The organism is Limosilactobacillus equigenerosi DSM 18793 = JCM 14505, from assembly GCF_001311375.1.
Taxonomy (GTDB): Bacteria; Bacillota; Bacilli; order Lactobacillales; family Lactobacillaceae; genus Limosilactobacillus; species Limosilactobacillus equigenerosi.
Map to the genome: position 1 here is coordinate 139,675 of NZ_BBAS01000001.1, position 16,133 is coordinate 155,807.

General features: G+C 44.0%; 11 protein-coding genes and 6 pseudogenes. 8 read left to right on the plus strand and 9 right to left on the minus strand.

Annotation, left to right across the window (positions count from 1 at the left end; translation table 11 throughout):
• The first annotated feature begins 38 nt into the window (after positions 1–38).
• From JCM14505_RS00730 to pnuC, 4 genes and pseudogenes are all read left to right on the plus strand, one after another.
• The gene (locus tag JCM14505_RS00730; protein WP_306455170.1) at positions 39–734 is read left to right on the plus strand and encodes a histidine phosphatase family protein; all 696 of its coding nucleotides are present in this window, start codon (positions 39–41) and stop codon (positions 732–734) included.
• Between the two features lie 4 nt (positions 735–738).
• Positions 739–2,020 (plus strand): annotated as a pseudogene (gene hflX / locus JCM14505_RS00735) (GTPase HflX).
• A gap of 24 nt (positions 2,021–2,044) precedes the next feature.
• Positions 2,045–2,885, plus strand: a pseudogene (locus JCM14505_RS00740) (SPFH domain-containing protein).
• Positions 2,886–3,085: 200 nt separating this feature from the next.
• A pseudogene (gene pnuC, locus JCM14505_RS00745) lies at positions 3,086–3,828 on the plus strand (nicotinamide riboside transporter PnuC).
• A gap of 41 nt (positions 3,829–3,869) precedes the next feature.
• On the opposite strand, the pseudogene JCM14505_RS00750 reads toward pnuC, so the two are convergent.
• Positions 3,870–5,426, minus strand: a pseudogene (locus tag JCM14505_RS00750) (APC family permease).
• Between the two features lie 156 nt (positions 5,427–5,582).
• On the opposite strand from JCM14505_RS00750, the gene JCM14505_RS00755 reads away from it, so the two are divergent.
• Positions 5,583–6,626: an aldose epimerase family protein gene (locus JCM14505_RS00755; protein WP_054652171.1), complete on the plus strand. Its 1,044-nt coding sequence runs from the start codon at positions 5,583–5,585 to the stop codon at positions 6,624–6,626.
• A 242-nt stretch (positions 6,627–6,868) separates the two neighbouring features.
• Here the strand turns inward: JCM14505_RS00755 and JCM14505_RS00760 are convergent, their stop codons facing one another.
• The 8 genes and pseudogenes from JCM14505_RS00760 to JCM14505_RS00790 all read right to left on the minus strand — a co-directional run bounded on the left by JCM14505_RS00760 (position 6,869) and on the right by JCM14505_RS00790 (position 11,792).
• Positions 6,869–7,063 carry a hypothetical protein gene (locus JCM14505_RS00760; protein WP_054652173.1) on the minus strand — a complete coding sequence of 65 codons (195 nt, stop codon included), beginning with the start codon at positions 7,061–7,063 and terminating at the stop codon, positions 6,869–6,871.
• A 180-nt stretch (positions 7,064–7,243) separates the two neighbouring features.
• Positions 7,244–8,800: a SpaA isopeptide-forming pilin-related protein gene (locus tag JCM14505_RS00765; protein ID WP_054652176.1), complete on the minus strand. Its 1,557-nt coding sequence runs from the start codon at positions 8,798–8,800 to the stop codon at positions 7,244–7,246.
• A 352-nt stretch (positions 8,801–9,152) separates the two neighbouring features.
• Complete coding sequence (locus JCM14505_RS00770; RefSeq protein ID WP_225352197.1) at positions 9,153–9,758, minus strand: DUF6681 family protein; 606 nt, start codon at positions 9,756–9,758, stop codon at positions 9,153–9,155.
• Positions 9,718–9,966, minus strand: coding sequence for a DUF6681 family protein (locus JCM14505_RS09275; RefSeq protein WP_225352198.1), 249 nt, complete (start codon positions 9,964–9,966; stop codon positions 9,718–9,720). Before JCM14505_RS09275 ends, JCM14505_RS00770 begins: the two co-directional genes overlap by 41 nt.
• A 4-nt stretch (positions 9,967–9,970) precedes the next feature.
• Complete coding sequence (locus JCM14505_RS00775; RefSeq protein WP_054652178.1) at positions 9,971–10,360, minus strand: hypothetical protein; 390 nt, start codon at positions 10,358–10,360, stop codon at positions 9,971–9,973.
• The gene (locus JCM14505_RS00780) at positions 10,357–10,812 is read right to left on the minus strand and encodes a Fur family transcriptional regulator (protein ID WP_054652180.1); all 456 of its coding nucleotides are present in this window, start codon (positions 10,810–10,812) and stop codon (positions 10,357–10,359) included. The genes JCM14505_RS00775 and JCM14505_RS00780 overlap by 4 nt, the downstream gene beginning before the upstream one ends.
• Positions 10,805–11,373, minus strand: a pseudogene (locus tag JCM14505_RS00785) (guanylate kinase). Before JCM14505_RS00785 ends, JCM14505_RS00780 begins: the two are co-directional and overlap by 8 nt.
• Positions 11,373–11,792, minus strand: a complete 420-nt coding sequence (locus tag JCM14505_RS00790; protein ID WP_054652183.1) for a bis(5'-nucleosyl)-tetraphosphatase — start codon at positions 11,790–11,792, stop codon at positions 11,373–11,375. The pseudogene JCM14505_RS00785 and the gene JCM14505_RS00790 overlap by 1 nt, the downstream one beginning before the upstream one ends.
• Before the next feature lie 114 nt (positions 11,793–11,906).
• On the opposite strand from JCM14505_RS00790, the gene JCM14505_RS00795 reads away from it, so the two are divergent.
• From JCM14505_RS00795 to JCM14505_RS00805, 3 genes and pseudogenes are all read left to right on the plus strand, one after another.
• Positions 11,907–13,283 (plus strand): amino acid permease, encoded by a 1,377-nt coding sequence (locus tag JCM14505_RS00795; RefSeq protein WP_054652185.1) that lies wholly within the window; start codon positions 11,907–11,909, stop codon positions 13,281–13,283.
• Positions 13,284–13,359: 76 nt separating this feature from the next.
• Positions 13,360–13,718 (plus strand): annotated as a pseudogene (locus JCM14505_RS00800) (arsenate reductase family protein).
• A 2-nt stretch (positions 13,719–13,720) separates the two neighbouring features.
• Positions 13,721–16,096, plus strand: coding sequence for a Xaa-Pro dipeptidyl-peptidase (locus JCM14505_RS00805; protein WP_054652187.1), 2,376 nt, complete (start codon positions 13,721–13,723; stop codon positions 16,094–16,096).
• The last annotated feature ends 37 nt before the right edge of the window (positions 16,097–16,133 follow it).

Consider the following 16,133-nt stretch of genomic DNA (forward strand, 5'->3'; position numbering starts at 1 on the left):
TATCACCTTAGCAGTGGTCACAAGGGAATTATGTTAAAATGGAAGCAAACGATTACGGAAAGGAATTTATCTTCATGGTAGTAAATGTTTACTTTGTTCGTCATGGACAAACTTATCTCAATGAATTCAATAAAATGCAAGGTTGGTCAGATGCCCCATTAACTGACAAAGGGTTAGCAGATGCTGACCACGCGGGGGACGTTTTAAAGGCTGTTTCATTTGATTATGCTTTTTCCAGTGACTTAAAACGGGCCGTTGATACCGCCAAGCACATCTTAGCGCGTAACCCTAGTGACCACACCGAACCAATCACTGACCCGGCCTTTCGGGAAGTCTTCTTCGGTTACTTTGAAGGGGACCACAGTTCCCTAACTGCTACAACCGTTGCTGGCATGACCAGCGTCAAAAGTTGGGAAGACTTAATCGCCATGGTCGGCATTGAAAAATCCCGCGACCTGACCAAAGCCGCCGATCCATTTAGCCGCGCCGAAAACGACGAAGAATTTTGGCATCGCTTAACCCCGGGGTTGGACCGCTTACGGAATTTACCAGATGGGAGCAATGTTTTGGTCGTGGCCCATGGGATGACGATTCGGTCGTTGATTAGTCGATTTACGGATACGAAAGCCTATTTAGACGCCCCAAAAAATGGTTCAATTACCAAATTAACTTTATCACCATCAACAACGACGGTTGATTACTATAATCACTTGACTTTAGGAGGAAACCAATAAATCTATGGAAAATACTGCGCAGCCGATTGATCAGATCATTATTATTGGGCTTGATAAGGGAAGCCCCGACTTCAGTTATTCAATGGACGAATTGCGAGAATTAGCTGCTGCTAATCACATGGAAGTCCTCGATCAACTCATCCAACCACTGGACCGTCCGAACGCAGCCACTTACTTTGGAAAAGGGAAAGTTGAAGAGCTCGCTAACCTTGCTGCTGCCTTAAATGCAACGACAATTGTTGCTAATGACGAACTTTCCCCCAGCCAAATCAAGAATTTAACTGATGCCACCAAAGTCCGCGTGATTGACCGAACGGCATTAATTTTAGAAATCTTTGCACAACGGGCCAAGTCTAAAGAAGCCAAGATTCAAGTTGAAATTGCCCAACTCCAATACCGCTTACCCCGTTTACGGACAGCTAGTAACATCACCCTCGACCAACAAAGTGGCGGGGGCGCTGGCATGTCTAACCGGGGGGCTGGGGAAACCCAAATGGAATTGGATCGCCGGGTCATCAAACGTCATATTAGCCACCTGCGCAATGAATTAAAAGAAATTCAACGTTCTGAAGATACAAAACGAGTGCAACGGGATAAAAGTCAAATTCCTACCGCTGCTTTGGTTGGGTATACTAACGCCGGTAAGTCAACGATTATGAATCAATTCGTTAATCGTTATGGGATTTCGGCGGACAAGCAAGTCTTTGAAAAAGATATGCTCTTCGCCACACTTGATACGAGCGTCCGCCAATTAACTTTTAATGACCAAAAACGGTTCTTATTAAGTGATACCGTTGGATTTGTCTCGAAATTACCCACGACGTTAGTCGAAGCGTTCAAATCAACGTTAGCTGAAGCTGCCCACGCAGATTTATTAATTCAAGTCATTGACTACTCTGACCCCCACTACAAGGAAATGATGGCCACGACTGAAAAAAACCCTCGCCCAAATCGGCATCACGGACATCCCGATGATTTACGTCTTTAATAAAGCCGATCGCACGGAATTTGAGTATCCATTAATGGAAGGTGAAGACCGCGTCATTATTTCAGCTCGTGATGATGACTCGATTGACTTATTAGAACAAGTCATCCGGCGTCACTTATTTAAGGATTACGTCACCACGACCTTACTAATTCCATTCACCGATGGTCAAGTTGTCTCATATTTAAACGAACACTGTAACATTTTAAATACCAGTTACGAAGCTGACGGTACCAAATTAGAAGTTGAAATTGCCAACGCTGACCTACCACGGTTTGAACAATACATGGTTGTTGATTAATCAACTAAACAGGAGGGATCAAACATGAACGAACAACGCGTCGCCCATATCAACGGTTACTTAGGACTCTTAATTACCTTATGTTTATTGGCCGGTGCCACTTGGCTAGGATTGCATGATCACTATGTTGTAACTACCACCCTCGTAGTTATCGCCGCCATTTTATTAAGCTCCTTAACGATTGTGAATCCCAACGAAGGAAAAGTCGTTACCTTTTTTGGGAGTTACTTAGGAACCATTCGCGATAGCGGTTTGTTTATGACCGTCCCATTCACCTATAAACAAACGATTTCCTTACGGGTCCGGAACTTTAACTCCCAAATTTTAAAGGTGAACGACTCCCAAGGGAACCCGGTTGAAATTGCCGCCGTCATCGTCTTCAACGTTATCGATACAGCCCAAGCGCTCTTTAGTGTTGATGATTACGAAGCCTTCGTTGAAATCCAAAGCGAAGCCGCCATTCGCCATGTGGCCTCGGAATACCCATATGATACATTAGATGACGACGATCAATTAACCTTGCGTGGTAATCCAACCGAAGTTTCCGCTCGCTTAGCCCAAGAAGTGCAAGAACGCTTGCAAGTCGCTGGGGTTAAAATTATTGAAACGCGGCTCACCCACTTGGCCTACGCGACTGAAATTGCCAGCGCCATGTTGCAAAAACAACAATCGGCCGCCATTTTAGCAGCGCGGAAAACGATTGTCGATGGAGCCGTTTCCATTACCAATGACGCCCTCAATCGCCTCGCGAGCGATACCGGCTTAACCTTAACCGAACAACAAAAAAATCGATGTCATTAACAATATCATGGTCGCCATCATTAGCGATCGTGGCGCGCAACCAGTCTTAAAAGTTGGAAAATAAATTTTACAAATTAAAAAGGTCGGTCCTTTCCCTACCATCATGGGAAAGGCCGACCTTTTTAGCAGCCATTTAATTAAATTTCTGCTTGCATCTTTTCTTCATCCTGTTATACTAAATAATCGTTGCAACACAACATATAGTGTTAGATCTAACCACCAACCACAACATATAGTATTTAGACCACAGAAAAGAGAATATCAATGCTTAATTATTTTAAATTTTTAATTCACCAATTACAAGGTTGGCCCAAGCAAAATTATTATTTATTTTACTTTAGTTTCGGCTGCCAAGTAATGACTTTAGTTGCCAATCCGATCACTTGGATTACGGTTGTAACCTTTATCGGGACGACCCTGGGAGTTTTATGCGTCCTCGCCATTAACGCCACCAAATCCATCAACGGGTGGCTCGGCCTTGTATCCGCGGCTTGTTTTATCGCCGTGGGCTACCAAGCTAAGAACTACTTGAGTATCGGGGAACAAATTGCCTATGTCTTAACGCTTGATCTCCCTGTTTTATTATCTGCCACTTGGAATGTCAATGTGGCCGCCAAAATCCGGAGTTTTACCCCTAAGTCGTGGACCGTGGCCATCTTAGCCACGGGGGTAGTTTACCTCGTCTCAGGCACGTTAATCGGCCAATTAACCGACGACCCTCGGCCTTGGATCGATGCGATTGCCTTCTCCATTTCCCTGACCGCTGGGTGATTTGTTTCTTGCGTTACAATAACCAATTCATTTGGTGGACGGCATCGGGAATTGCCCAAATCATCCTTTGGTACGTTTCTTATCAACAAGGAGCGGCCACGTTAGCGATGGCGGTTAACTCCTGCATTTACTTAGCGAATGATATCTTAGCCTTCACCGTTTCGCCATGGTATAACCAAACCGAACGGCAACGGATGATTAAACAAGAAACCGCTTATCAAGCCCAATTATCTTAATTTAACCTTACGAAAAAGACCGTCCGCAGACGGTCTTTTTTTTAATCATCTAATTTAACGTGGTCATTCACTTGCTTGGCAGCCGTTAAATCATCCCCATCAATCCGGGAATCTACCGCCCACCAATAAAAACCAATTGAGGCGATAATAATAACGATGAAGTCATATGGATACTTAATCCAATTAATCCCACCAAAACCTTCACTCCCAAGGTAAGAAATAATGGAAATAAAGACTAGATATACTAACATCCACAAAGATCCTTTAACTTGCTGGCCTAGGGGACGCTTGGTGTAGCGCATTTCATAGTAGAAATAAATTGGTAAGCCTAATAAGACCACCCCAATGACTTGAATCGTCGTTGGCCACATCGCCCAATAAATCACCAAGCCCGTTAAGATAAAGGAAACCGGTGCCACCCAGGCTAAGTGTTTGGAATTAAAGGGCCGGATAAAGTTCGGCCGCATTTTCCGCAAGGCTACCGCCGTTACCGGACCAGTTGCGTAGGCCACAAAAGTTGAAATTGAGACGACTGTTGCTAACTTACTCCAGTCCCGGAAGAAATAAACCAAGACCATGGCAACTAAAAGGTCCGTAATCATCGCAAAGCGCGGGGTTAAGTAACGCCGGTCTAAGCGGCCTAACCAAGCTGGGACATTCCCATTGCGCGTCATTGCCGCTAACGTTCGCGATGACGTGGCTACGAAGGTTACCCCCGTCCCAAACGGTGAAACAAACGCATCCATGTACAACAGAATTGATAACCAACCAATTCCTAACAAGACAGCTAAATCGGCAAATGGCGAGGCAAAGTTAACCCCATGCCAACCATGACTGGCAATCATGTTCGTTGGTACGGCGGCAATAAAGGCCACTTGTAAGAGAATGTAAATCACCGCTGTAATTGATAAAGAAATCCAGACACCCCGGAAAATATTCTTCGACGGATGCTTCATTTCCCCCGCCATGTTAATTACTGTTTGAAAGGCATCATATGACAAAATAATCCCCGAAACAGCGACGGCTTCAAAAATTCCGCGCGTACCAAAGGGCATGAAGTTACCAAAGTTTTGTCCGAGGTTATTCGTTTGGAAACCAGAAACCAGTAACATCAAAACTGTCAGACTTGGAATTACTAATTTAAATACGGACACTAAACTCGTAAACCGGGTTAATAATTTCACCGACCAAAAGTTAATCAAGGTAAAGACAATCATAATCGCAAAGACTAATAATAACCCTTGCGTCGTAATCGTCCCGTCGTGCATAAATTGGCGCGTCCAGTTGGCCCACTCCCAGGGCCACGTACTCATATATTGAACACACGCTACGGCTTCAATCGGAATTAACGTGATTAATGACACCCAATTGGCCCACGCCGCAATAAAGCCCAGCAACGGTCCGTGACTATATTGCGCAAACCGACTCATCTCCACTTTCGGGAAACATCGTCCCTAATTCAACATAGTTAAAAGCAATTAAGATCATCACTACGGCCCCGATGATCCACGAGATAATCGCTGCTGGTCCGGCAACCCGGGCCGCGGCCCCAGAACCAAACAACCACCCCGATCCAATCAGGAACTTAACGCCAACATGACGCCGGAAAATAAACTAATTTTATTTTTATTCACACTAACTCCTCCTTTTATTAATAATCTCAAATTATAGCATAATTATTTGTTATTTTCCGATTTACACCTAAATATATGCTATAATCGAACATGTAAACGCTTACGAAAAGAGGCAGTATTATGAAAATTGAACAAACACTTTTTGGTGAATACGAAAATCAACCTGTTTACAAGTACACGATGACTAACGACCACGATGTGAAAGCGAGTGTCTTAAACTTAGCTGGAATTTGGCAAGAATATAGCATTCCAACTGCCAATGGTCACAAAAACTTATTATTAAGTGCTGACTCCGTCAATGGTTTCATGGGTAATGGGTTATGTTTAAATAAAGCGGTCGGTCGGGTGGCCAACCGACTTGACCATGGTCAGTTCGAAATTGATGGTCATACCTACCAAATCGAACCAAACGATGGTGACAACGTGTTACATGGTGGGGCTCACACCTGGATGACTTATTTCTGGAACGTTGATACCCAAGTTAACACTGATGACGCCCAAGTTATCCTCACCCAAACCTTTACGGAAGCTGAAGATGGTTTCCCTGGGACGGAAAAGGTTAAAATTGTCTTTACCTTAGCTAATGACAACAGTGTCTCCATTGATTATTATGGCCAAACTGATCAACCAACCCTCTTTAACCCGACCCAACACACTTACTGGAACATCAGTGATGAAGGCGATGTCACCAACCTTGAATTACAACTTAATTCAACCCACCACTTAGCTGTTGATAGTGGTAAAATTCCCACAGGGGAAAAGGTGGCTAACGCAAACACCCCATTTGACTTTAGCAAACTTTCATCCCTTGGTGACGCATTAACACAAATGAAAGCAACGACCACGGAAGGTGGCTTTGACGATTACTTTGAAGTCATCCCAACGGACTTTAACGCTCCCCAACCAGTCGCCGTCTTGCATGATCCAAAGACAAATCGGACATTACGGATGTACTCCGACCGGAACTCAGTCGTGATGTACACTGCCAACGGGCTCGGCAGCGACCCAGATTGTGGCTTAACTTTGCCAAACAAAAACTGGGCTGGGGTGGCCTTAGAAGGGCAAACGTTGACGGATGCCATTAATCACCCTGGTTTTGGTGACACGGTTTTACGTCCTGACCAACCAATGCATAATAAGTTACAATTTAAAGCCGAATTTTAAGCAACATAAAGAGGCTGTGACATAGATCAGACAACCTCTTGAAAAATCGAACAGCGCAGTACGCAAATGGGCTCGCAACGTCGGAAATCCGAACGCTGCGAGCCTATTTACGCTTGCGGGGCGTGAAGACAAACTAAAATTGATCAATTTAATTTTAATAGTTTAACTATTTTAGTTCACTGACGATTGATAGCTACTAAGAAAGTAAACTTTCAAGCAGTTGTTCATGTCACGCTCCCTTTCTATTCCTTATCTTTATTGATTGGGACGTAAAGTAAACTTCCGTCATCCAAGATTTCAAGTTGGTATTCATCCGTCACTTTTACTAAATGTTCAACTAACTTGGGCACCGTTAAAATGTAGCTTGTTCCTACCTTCCGATGCCGAACAATAATTGGTTCACCTGCATTCACAACGTGTCGATTTAATTTCTCCATAATCTTTCTCCTACTAATACAATATATATTAAATGTCATTCTTATGTATTTAAATATATCGTTTTTTTCAACAAAAAAAATTACTGAATTATGTTTCGATGATAAAAATTTTTTTAGAAATTTTCATCATTGTATTAAAAAGCCAACCATGTTTATCAAAACATGATTGGTTAACTCCAATTAATTATCCTGATGACGGAACGTAATCATTCCAACCATTAAACTAAATAGTACCAAACCTAGTCCTACTAAGTTCCACTGGGTGCAAGTCCCGGTTTGTGGCAAGCTAGTTAATAAACTTGGCACTACCACGGCCGTTACTTTTTTATTCACCAACAACGGCGTCGGTAGCGTTAACTTCGGTAAATCATACGTCGGATAATCTCCTGGAATCTTCGTTACAATTAACGTATCTTGGGTCTGACTGACAGGAATTTCAATTCGAGTCGCACTATCATTTCCAATCGTAATTGTAAATGGATTAAACTTCGCATATCCAGTCGGTGCTTTTGTTTCAGTTAAGGTATATGTTCCCTTTAACAAATCACCGCTCGTTAACACAGCTTCCCCATTGACATCCGTTGTTGTCGTTAAGTCAACCAATTGGCCAAGGTTATTTTTACCAACTAAGTTAATCGTGGCACCAGCTAATTGTTTTTGATCTGACCCAATTTTGTGTACCTTAACTTGATAACCTGCCCCTGTTGCTGAACCATTCGTTAAGAACACCTTATCAAGTAAACTCGTCGCTGGGGTTTGATTCGTCGTCGTTAACGTTGCTTGGTTTCCATACTCACCATTAACCAAACGATTACTTGGTACATCAAATTGTACTGAATATAGCAAGACCGCTCCTTGCGCTAAATCACCTAAGTTCAACTTAAACGAACGCATATCAGTGGCAAATGTTAATAAATTCGTCAACGAAGGGGTTAAGGATTCGGTCATCGTATACGTCGTCCATGCTTTCGTAGCAGGATCCCAATCCCAATGAACCAAATCCAATTTAAATGACTTGGGATCATACGTCGTTCCTGGATAACCACTTAATTGATCAGTGATAACGGCATTAGTCAACTTGGCTTCACTAGCATTAATGCGTAAAGCCCAATCAGTCCCATTGTGCGCCGTTGAATTCATTTGATATTTCGCAAATATTTCATGCGGATTATCTTTAGGCACCACCGCCGTTACTGACGATGACTTAATTACTGGTTGATTATTGACCGAAATTGCCGTGTTAACCGTGGTTCCAGGAATCGTCGTCGGTGATAACCGTAATTGGAATGTTAGATTACCTTTCACATTTGAACTCGCCGCTGCGCGATCAGTAAAGCTAACGTTAACTCCATTTTTAATTGCTTCAACGTTGACATAATCATTCAAACTTAATGAATTGGGTTGAAAATTCAAATTATGATCCCAAGTCAATGCGAAGTAATCGCCGGCGACAACTGGTTGTCCTTGCGTATCAAAGTCAACATTCACTTGAACCGGTGTATACGAATCCAACGTGCGATCGTCAGGTATTCCTTTTACCGTCACTGTTACCTGCGGATTAACCTGCTTAGTTTGAACGGTTGGCACCATCGAGTCCGTCGTTAACTTAGTTGTCATAGTGGTTTCTGATGATTCTGGTCGTTGCATAGTGATAGCTGCTTGCGCAGTAATTCCGCTCCCTAACAACATCCCAAAGCCACAAATTAAACCTAACCATTTAAACTTATGATGTTTCATTACTTAACCTCCTTTCCAAAAATTTGTATCCAGCATATCTTGGAAGATTGTGCTAAATATATATATTTTAATTTTATTAACTTAAGTCTTAAAAAAATACATAATTTGTTCATTGTTTTTTTACAAATTACGCAATTTTATGGTTATTTTTAGTCCCATAATTTAAATCATATATATCAAATAAGGAATTCTTATCTATGATTAATCAATATTGGGAAATGAAACATCAACAATTTAAACAATTACTTGACCAAAAATTATAACCAATCCAAAAGACTCAGCCCACAAAGCAGGCTGAGTCTTTTTAAGTAAGTTAAGATTTATTAATTGCGCTTCCGCTTGAATCCAAGCATCAACGAGGTTGATAAGCGACTTGCACGACCAAACCAAAGTCGGCATCCGTCAAAATCGCATTGCCACTGCGTCCCGGTACTTTATGGGGTCCCCCGGTTAAATACACGTTGGCCAAATAAATTTGATATTGTTGCATGGCTGCTTGAACTGGGGTCAATCCTACTTTTGTAAGTGTTGCCACCGGTTGGGCGGTCATTTGATTTACCCCAATCCAAACTTGCGTCCCCCGGAGTTCAAAGAATGGCGGCTGTTGGCCGCGATCCAAGGCATCAACTGGCTTGCCCGTTGTTTGGTATTCTTCAGCAATTTCGGTATCAGTGAAACCATTGTAGTTCACCTTAAGTAATTGTTGACTCACCAATTCATCCGTCACCGCCCGCAAATTAGCTTGTTGACTCGCACTAATTACCACTTCAGTATTAATGACATCTTCGTTCGCATAAATCCCATTTGATTGCCGATAGTTAGCTAATTGTTCATGGCGTTCCCGGCGCTTGGCATCTTTAGCTTCCGGCGTTTCTGGGGTAAAACCAGTTAATTTCGTTAACTTCGGTGAAATAAAGTCATACTTTGAGGTCCGATCTAAAAAAATAGTAAATCGCATTTAAGTACACGTAATATGAAATCGCAATAATCGCTAATAAATACAATGATCCCCGCAACCAGGCATGGTTTTTGAGCAACATAAACGTGACGTAAACTAAATATAAATCTCCTAAGGCCGCAATAATCGTATAAATCCGGTTTTTAACCTTCACACTCATATTGAAGTAACCCAAGGAGCCATTAATCATATCTAAAAAGGTAAACATTTATCTACTCGCCTCCTTGCTGGCTGGTTGGTGCATTATTCGTCGTAGTGTTAGTAGTCGTTGGGGTCGCCGTGGTCGTAGCTGACTTAGTATCCGTATCCGCGGTCGTATTTGTTTGCTGTTTACTTGGCGTCGTCGGGGTGGCAGTCGCCCGTGAGTCATCAGTACTCGTATCAGTCGATGACACGCTTGATTTATCGACCTCACTAGTAGAACTCGACCGGTCATCTTGACTTAACGACCGTTCGTCTTGACTGAGACTCGTGGATGTAGTTGAACTAATCGCCGCCCCATTATTCGTATTTGTCGCTTTATTCACCCCATAATTCGTTGCCCCCAAAGCTAACACTGCTGAAACAAGGGCAAACGGGGTTACAAATGGTGGTATTTTCATTCCTGCTCCTCCGTAAGTTGTTGTGCGCAAGTAGCACATAATCCATATAATTCATAAGCATGTCCCAATAATTGGGCCCCAGGTAATTGGTCTTGAAAGTCCGCGGGATCAATTTCTGGCAAGCGGATTTCTTGCACCCGTCCACAACGTTGGCAAATAAAATGATGATGATGCCCGTGAATCGGATCATCACACTTTAATTTCACGGCTTTACCTTGGCGACGTTGGGTAATTTCAACAATCCCTAACTCATTAAATTCCGTTAAATTCCGATAAATTGTATTATGACTAACCCCGGGATAAATTGCCCGCATTTGATCATCTAATTCCGTAATATTTAAATACCGGTCGGGCGTGGCTGCTAATAATTCTAACAAACTTTGCCGTTGTTTCGTAACCCGAATCCCATGCTGCCGAACCGTTGCCAAAGCTTGTTTTAATTGCTCAGTCATTTAGTTCATCCCCTAATTCAGCTTGTACTAAGGCGGTTAGTTGTTGTTTCGTTTCGTCCCAGTCATCATTTACGATAACATGAGCGATATCTTTTAAAGCTGCCGGCAACGTTAAATCACGTTGAAATTCGCGGCTCGTAATCCGTGATTGAATTGAGGCTTGATCATCCCCGCGTTTCGTTAACCGGGTCACTAATTCATCCACCTTTGAAACCGTTAAATAAATCACTACCGCTTGGTCACCGAGCGTTGCCGATACGTTTGCGCCCCTTGCGATTCTAAGACCATCACGGCGGCCGGATGCTTTGCCCAGCCCCGTTCTAATCCTTGCATTGAAGAACCATAGGCTTTGTGATCGTACTCGACGTGTTCTAATAAGTCTAAGTGACTAAAACTTGCCGGGGTTTCAAAATAATAATCAATCCCATTTACTTCACCAGCGCGAGGGGGCCGGGTGGTGTGAGTCACCACCCGGGCAAAATTAAAGGTTTGTTGTAAGTATTCCTGCGCCGTCGTTTTTCCCGTTCCGGCCGGACCAACTAAAATAAAAACTTTCTTCATTACTTTTGCTCCGTCAAATGATCGTTAACCTGATCTAACAAGTTCTTTAAGTTATCATACGTTAACCGTTGCCGGGCTTCTGCATATGGTAACCAAACGGCATCCTTAATTTCCACGGCTTGCAAATCAATCGTTACCGTTGCCGGAACTTGGACCGTAAATAACGTCATCGTTTTATGATTGCCGTTGGGTAAATCATATTCAGTTTGAACGGCATAAGTCGCATCAATGTTTACTTGTAACTGGGTTTCCTCCCGAATTTCTCGGGTTGCGGTCGTCACTAAATCTTCATCGCCTTCGACATGCCCTTTCGGAAAGCCCCAAAAGTGGCCTGGATTTTGACTTTGCAATAATAAATATTCAATTTGATTAGCTTGGCGGCGATATACCACGGCGCCACTCGTTCGTTCTAGCATGATTTCCTCCTTAAAATTACTTTTTCTAATTGTTTTTTTAATCTTTTAACCAGTATAATTTATTCTATGTAATTCTACTACAAGTCGCACTATTAATTAACGGAGATTACTACGCCTATGAATATTTTTCGGAAAGAATCTTTAGATGCTTACCTCGGCGCGGATCGCCGCTTTGCTAAAACCCTCTCAGGATTAAACCTAATGACCCTCGGGATCGCAACGATTATCGGAACGGGGATTTTCATCTTACCTGGGACCGTAGCAGCTACCACAGCGGGACCCGGCGTTACTTTATCATTCTTACTTGCGGCGATTGTCTGTTCGCTGGCAGCAATGTGTTACGCTGAATTTGCGTCATCCCTCCCCGTTGCCGGGAGTGCTTACTCCTATGGAAACGTGATCTTTGGGGAAATTATCGGTTGGTTATTGGGCTGGGCCCTAATCTTAGAATACATGTTAGCTGTGGCCGCCGTTTCAACTGGGTGGTCAGCTTACTTCCAATCACTACTCGCTAGTGTTGGTTTTAAGTTACCAACGGCCCTAACCGCTTCTTACAATCCGGCGCACGGCACCTATATTAACCTCATTGCCGTCTTAATCGTGGTCTTGGTTGGTTGGATTGTTGCTAAAGGAATTCGTGAAACGATGCGGATTAACAACATCATGGTAGTCTTGAAATTAGCTATCATCTTAGTCTTCATCGGCGTCGGTTTGTTCTTTATTAAACCCGCCAATTACCAACCTTTTATGCCTTATCATTTTAGTGGGGTCTTAAAAGGGGCCACCGCCGTCTTCTTCGCCTTTTTAGGATTTGACGTCGTCGCCGCTTCAAGTGCTGAAGTTAAGAACCCCCAACGCAACATGCCATTAGGAATTATCGGCTCCTTATTAGTGGCCGCCCTACTTTACATGGGAGTTTCCATTGTCTTAACAGGAATGGTTAAGTACACGCACTTAGATGTTGCCAACCCCGTGGCCTTTGCCTTAAATTACATCCATCACGGTTGGTTAGCCGACCTCTTATCAATCGGGGCCTTAATTGGGATGTTTACGATGTTGCTGTCAATGACCTACTCTAGTTCCCGGTTAGTTTATTCCATGGGACGGGACGGCTTATTACCAAAGGCGATTGCTAAAATTGATCATCAGCAACAACCACACCGCGCTTTATGGACTGTGGTTACGATTGTAGCTTTAATGGGGGGATTAGTTTCCCTCGATCAATTAGCTAACCTTGTTAACTTTGGGACGTTATTAGCATTCACGGCCGTGTCCTTTGGAATTTTACCATTACGGAAGCGCCAAGACATTCCTAATCGTGGCTTTAAGGTCCCATTATACCCAGTCTTACCAATCATCTCGGGGCTTGCTTGTTTAACCATGATTTGTTTCTTATCCAAAGAAACCTTAATCGCTGCTGGAATTTGGTTCGCGATTGGCTTAATCCTTTACCTAACGTATGGTTACCACCATTCACGACTCAACCAAAAATAATCCAACACCACCGTTGCAATTCCGTTGTAACGGTGGTTTTCTGTATATAGATACTTTTTAAGGAGCGTGGTTTCATATGAAACACTTTTACTGTTATCACAATTGTAGTACTTGCAAAAAAAAGCCCAACAATGGCTTGATACACACCACATCACTTACACAGCCACTGATTTAGTAGCCACCCCGCCAACAGCGGCCCAATTTTTAAGTTGGTTTGAACAATTTGATCATCCGCTTAAATATTACTTTAACACCAGCGGTCAACATTATCGCCAACAAAATTTAAAAGCCCTCGTCCCAACTTTAACACCACAACAAGCGGCTGAATTGCTCAGTAGCGATGGCATGCTCATAAAGCGACCGTTAATGGTTGATGAACACCACTTAACTTGTGGCTTTAAAGTTGCTGAATACACCGATAAATGGAGTGAATAATCATGCCCTATTACCAATTTGCCAAACAGTTAACCCCCATCAGCGATCCCGTCGCTGACCTCAAACGACTCCGCTTCATTACCGACGCTGACGTCAAACTTACTGATGCCAACCAACTATGGCGGCACTTATTGCAACGGGTCGCCGTCCATACCCCAACGGCTGCTAGTTTTGAAACTTGGCTGGGCCAATGGTTAGCCAATCCGACTCTGGATTTAGCCACGTGGCTTAACCAAGCCACCCCCGTCACCAATACCATTTTTACCCGGGTGAGCTGTCAGTTACTCGGATTTGAACCGGGACGTGACTTTGATTTAACTGATCCTAGTACCTTTTTGACCACTAGTAAATTAACCCTGCCCCTTGGTGATGAACCCCTCACGCCGTCCGCCCTGCTCACTAACTTCTTTTGGCTCTTACTCACCCGGGGAAAAAATGGTCAAACCTTACTTGACACTTTAACTGGGGAAGGCTATTTAGCATGGAGTTATGCGCTCCCGGCCACGCAAAAGCCCTTGCTCTTTAACGGTCAACCAACGGCCAATTTTGACCCTGCCCAGTTCATCAATGAAGTCGTCTTCGTTGAAACGGACGTGGATACGGATCAAGACGGTCACGCCGATTTAATTAAAGTTGAAATTACCCGGCCACTTGATTCTAACCAGGGCTTACAAATCCCGGCGATTTTCACCGCTAGTCCATATAATCAAGGAACCAACGATGAGTGGGGCGATGAATTAATGCACAACGTGGACCAACCATTAACCCACGTCAATCCTGATTACCAAGCCCCCCAAGAACCAGCGTTCGCCCCGCCAACAACGCACCAACGGGTCAACGGCACTCGTGAGCAAGCCACGGAAACATTCGCTAACACCCCACGCTACACGTTAAACGATTATCTCCTCGCGCGGGGATACGCGAGTGTGTACGCCGCTGGGATTGGCACCAAAGACTCTGACGGCCGCCAAACCTGTGGCTCACCTGAGCAAACCGCCGCGATGCAAGCCGTCGTCGAATGGTTACACGGTGATCGAACTGCCTTTACTGATCGCACCAGCGGCATTGCCATTCAAGCCAACTGGTGTAACGGCCGGGTCGCCATGACGGGCCGGTCTTATTTAGGGACCCTAGCAACCGCTGTTGCTACGACTGGTGTACCTGGGCTGGCGGCCATTATCGCTGAAGCCGGCATTACGAATTGGTATGATTACTACCGCGAAAACGGTCTCGTAATGGCTCCTGACACGTTCCAAGGTGAAGACGCCGATGTCCTCGCTGCTGAAACTTACAGCACCACCCGTAATCCCGCCCGCGCTTTAGCTGACCACGTAGCGAATGAAAATTACCTTGCTCAAATGCGACAAGCCCAAGACCGCACCACCGGCCAATATAATGCCTTTTGGGCAGCGCGCAATTACCATCCGCACTTATCCCAAATTAAAGCGGATGTCATGGTCGTCCATGGATTAAATGACTGGAATGTTAAGCCTAACCACGCCAAAGCACTTTGGGAAGCGCTCCAAAAACTGCCGGGTGACCACAAACTGATCTTGCACCAAGGACAACATATTTATATCAATGCCTTTCCATCGCTTGATTTCAATGAAATGGTTAATTTATGGTTAGCCGAAAAATTGTGGCAATTTCCGAACCAAGCTGGTCAATTATTACCTGACCTTATTACCCAATCCAATCTAACGCCTGGCGTTTGGCAGCCAGTTTCAACCTGGCAAGCACCATTAATTCCAACTGCCCTTGGTCATCAAATGATTACTATTAATGACCAGCAAGCTGACGCTACCGCTACGACTTGGCGCCACCAACCCCTAACTTGGTTTAACTCCCTGTTAAATGATACTGACCACCACTTTAGCTACCGCGTGACGATTCCCCGCCACGCTTCGTGGTTAGCCGGCACCCCTACCTTAACCGTTCGTCTTAAAAGTAATCACAACGTCGGCATGCTCAGTGCCTACTTAGTCGACCACGGTACCGCCAAGCGCCTCACTACTACGCCACAACTGATTAACCGCCACGGGCTTCAACTTGGCTATCATTGGCATACCGATGATTTGCGGGATTTCAAACTCCAAAACCAACCAACTGAACGCCACGTCATCGCGTTTGGCCATACCAATTTACAAAATCCCACTGGTCCAACTTCATTCCATGATTTACAAGCTGACGAATGGGTGACGATTACGATGCCCTTACAACCTGTGATGCACGAACTAGCTGCCGACCATGAGTTAGAGTTAATCTTATTTGGTACCGACTATCGAATGTCATTTAGAGGCAACCAAGCGCTTACTTACACGATTGACCTCAGCCAAAGTAGTCTTGCCTTGCCATGGACCGATTTTAGCTTACAATAGTAATAGATGTGAAAACGAATTCAACATCACGAGGAGG

Bases quoted from the DNA above. Each gene is read 5' to 3' on its own strand.
- JCM14505_RS00730 (WP_306455170.1), top strand. From the start codon at position 39: ATGGAAGCAAACGATTACGGAAAGGAATTTATCTTCATGGTAGTAAAT.
- JCM14505_RS00755 (WP_054652171.1), top strand. From the start codon at position 5,583: ATGAAAATTGAACAAACACTTTTTGGTGAATACGAAAATCAACCTGTT.
- JCM14505_RS00760 (WP_054652173.1), bottom strand. From the start codon at position 7,063: ATGGAGAAATTAAATCGACACGTTGTGAATGCAGGTGAACCAATTATT.
- JCM14505_RS00765 (WP_054652176.1), bottom strand. From the start codon at position 8,800: ATGAAACATCATAAGTTTAAATGGTTAGGTTTAATTTGTGGCTTTGGG.
- JCM14505_RS00770 (WP_225352197.1), bottom strand. From the start codon at position 9,758: ATGCGATTTACTATTTTTTTAGATCGGACCTCAAAGTATGACTTTATT.
- JCM14505_RS09275 (WP_225352198.1), bottom strand. From the start codon at position 9,966: ATGTTTACCTTTTTAGATATGATTAATGGCTCCTTGGGTTACTTCAAT.
- JCM14505_RS00775 (WP_054652178.1), bottom strand. From the start codon at position 10,360: ATGAAAATACCACCATTTGTAACCCCGTTTGCCCTTGTTTCAGCAGTG.
- JCM14505_RS00780 (WP_054652180.1), bottom strand. From the start codon at position 10,812: ATGACTGAGCAATTAAAACAAGCTTTGGCAACGGTTCGGCAGCATGGG.
- JCM14505_RS00795 (WP_054652185.1), top strand. From the start codon at position 11,907: ATGAATATTTTTCGGAAAGAATCTTTAGATGCTTACCTCGGCGCGGAT.
- JCM14505_RS00805 (WP_054652187.1), top strand. From the start codon at position 13,721: ATGCCCTATTACCAATTTGCCAAACAGTTAACCCCCATCAGCGATCCC.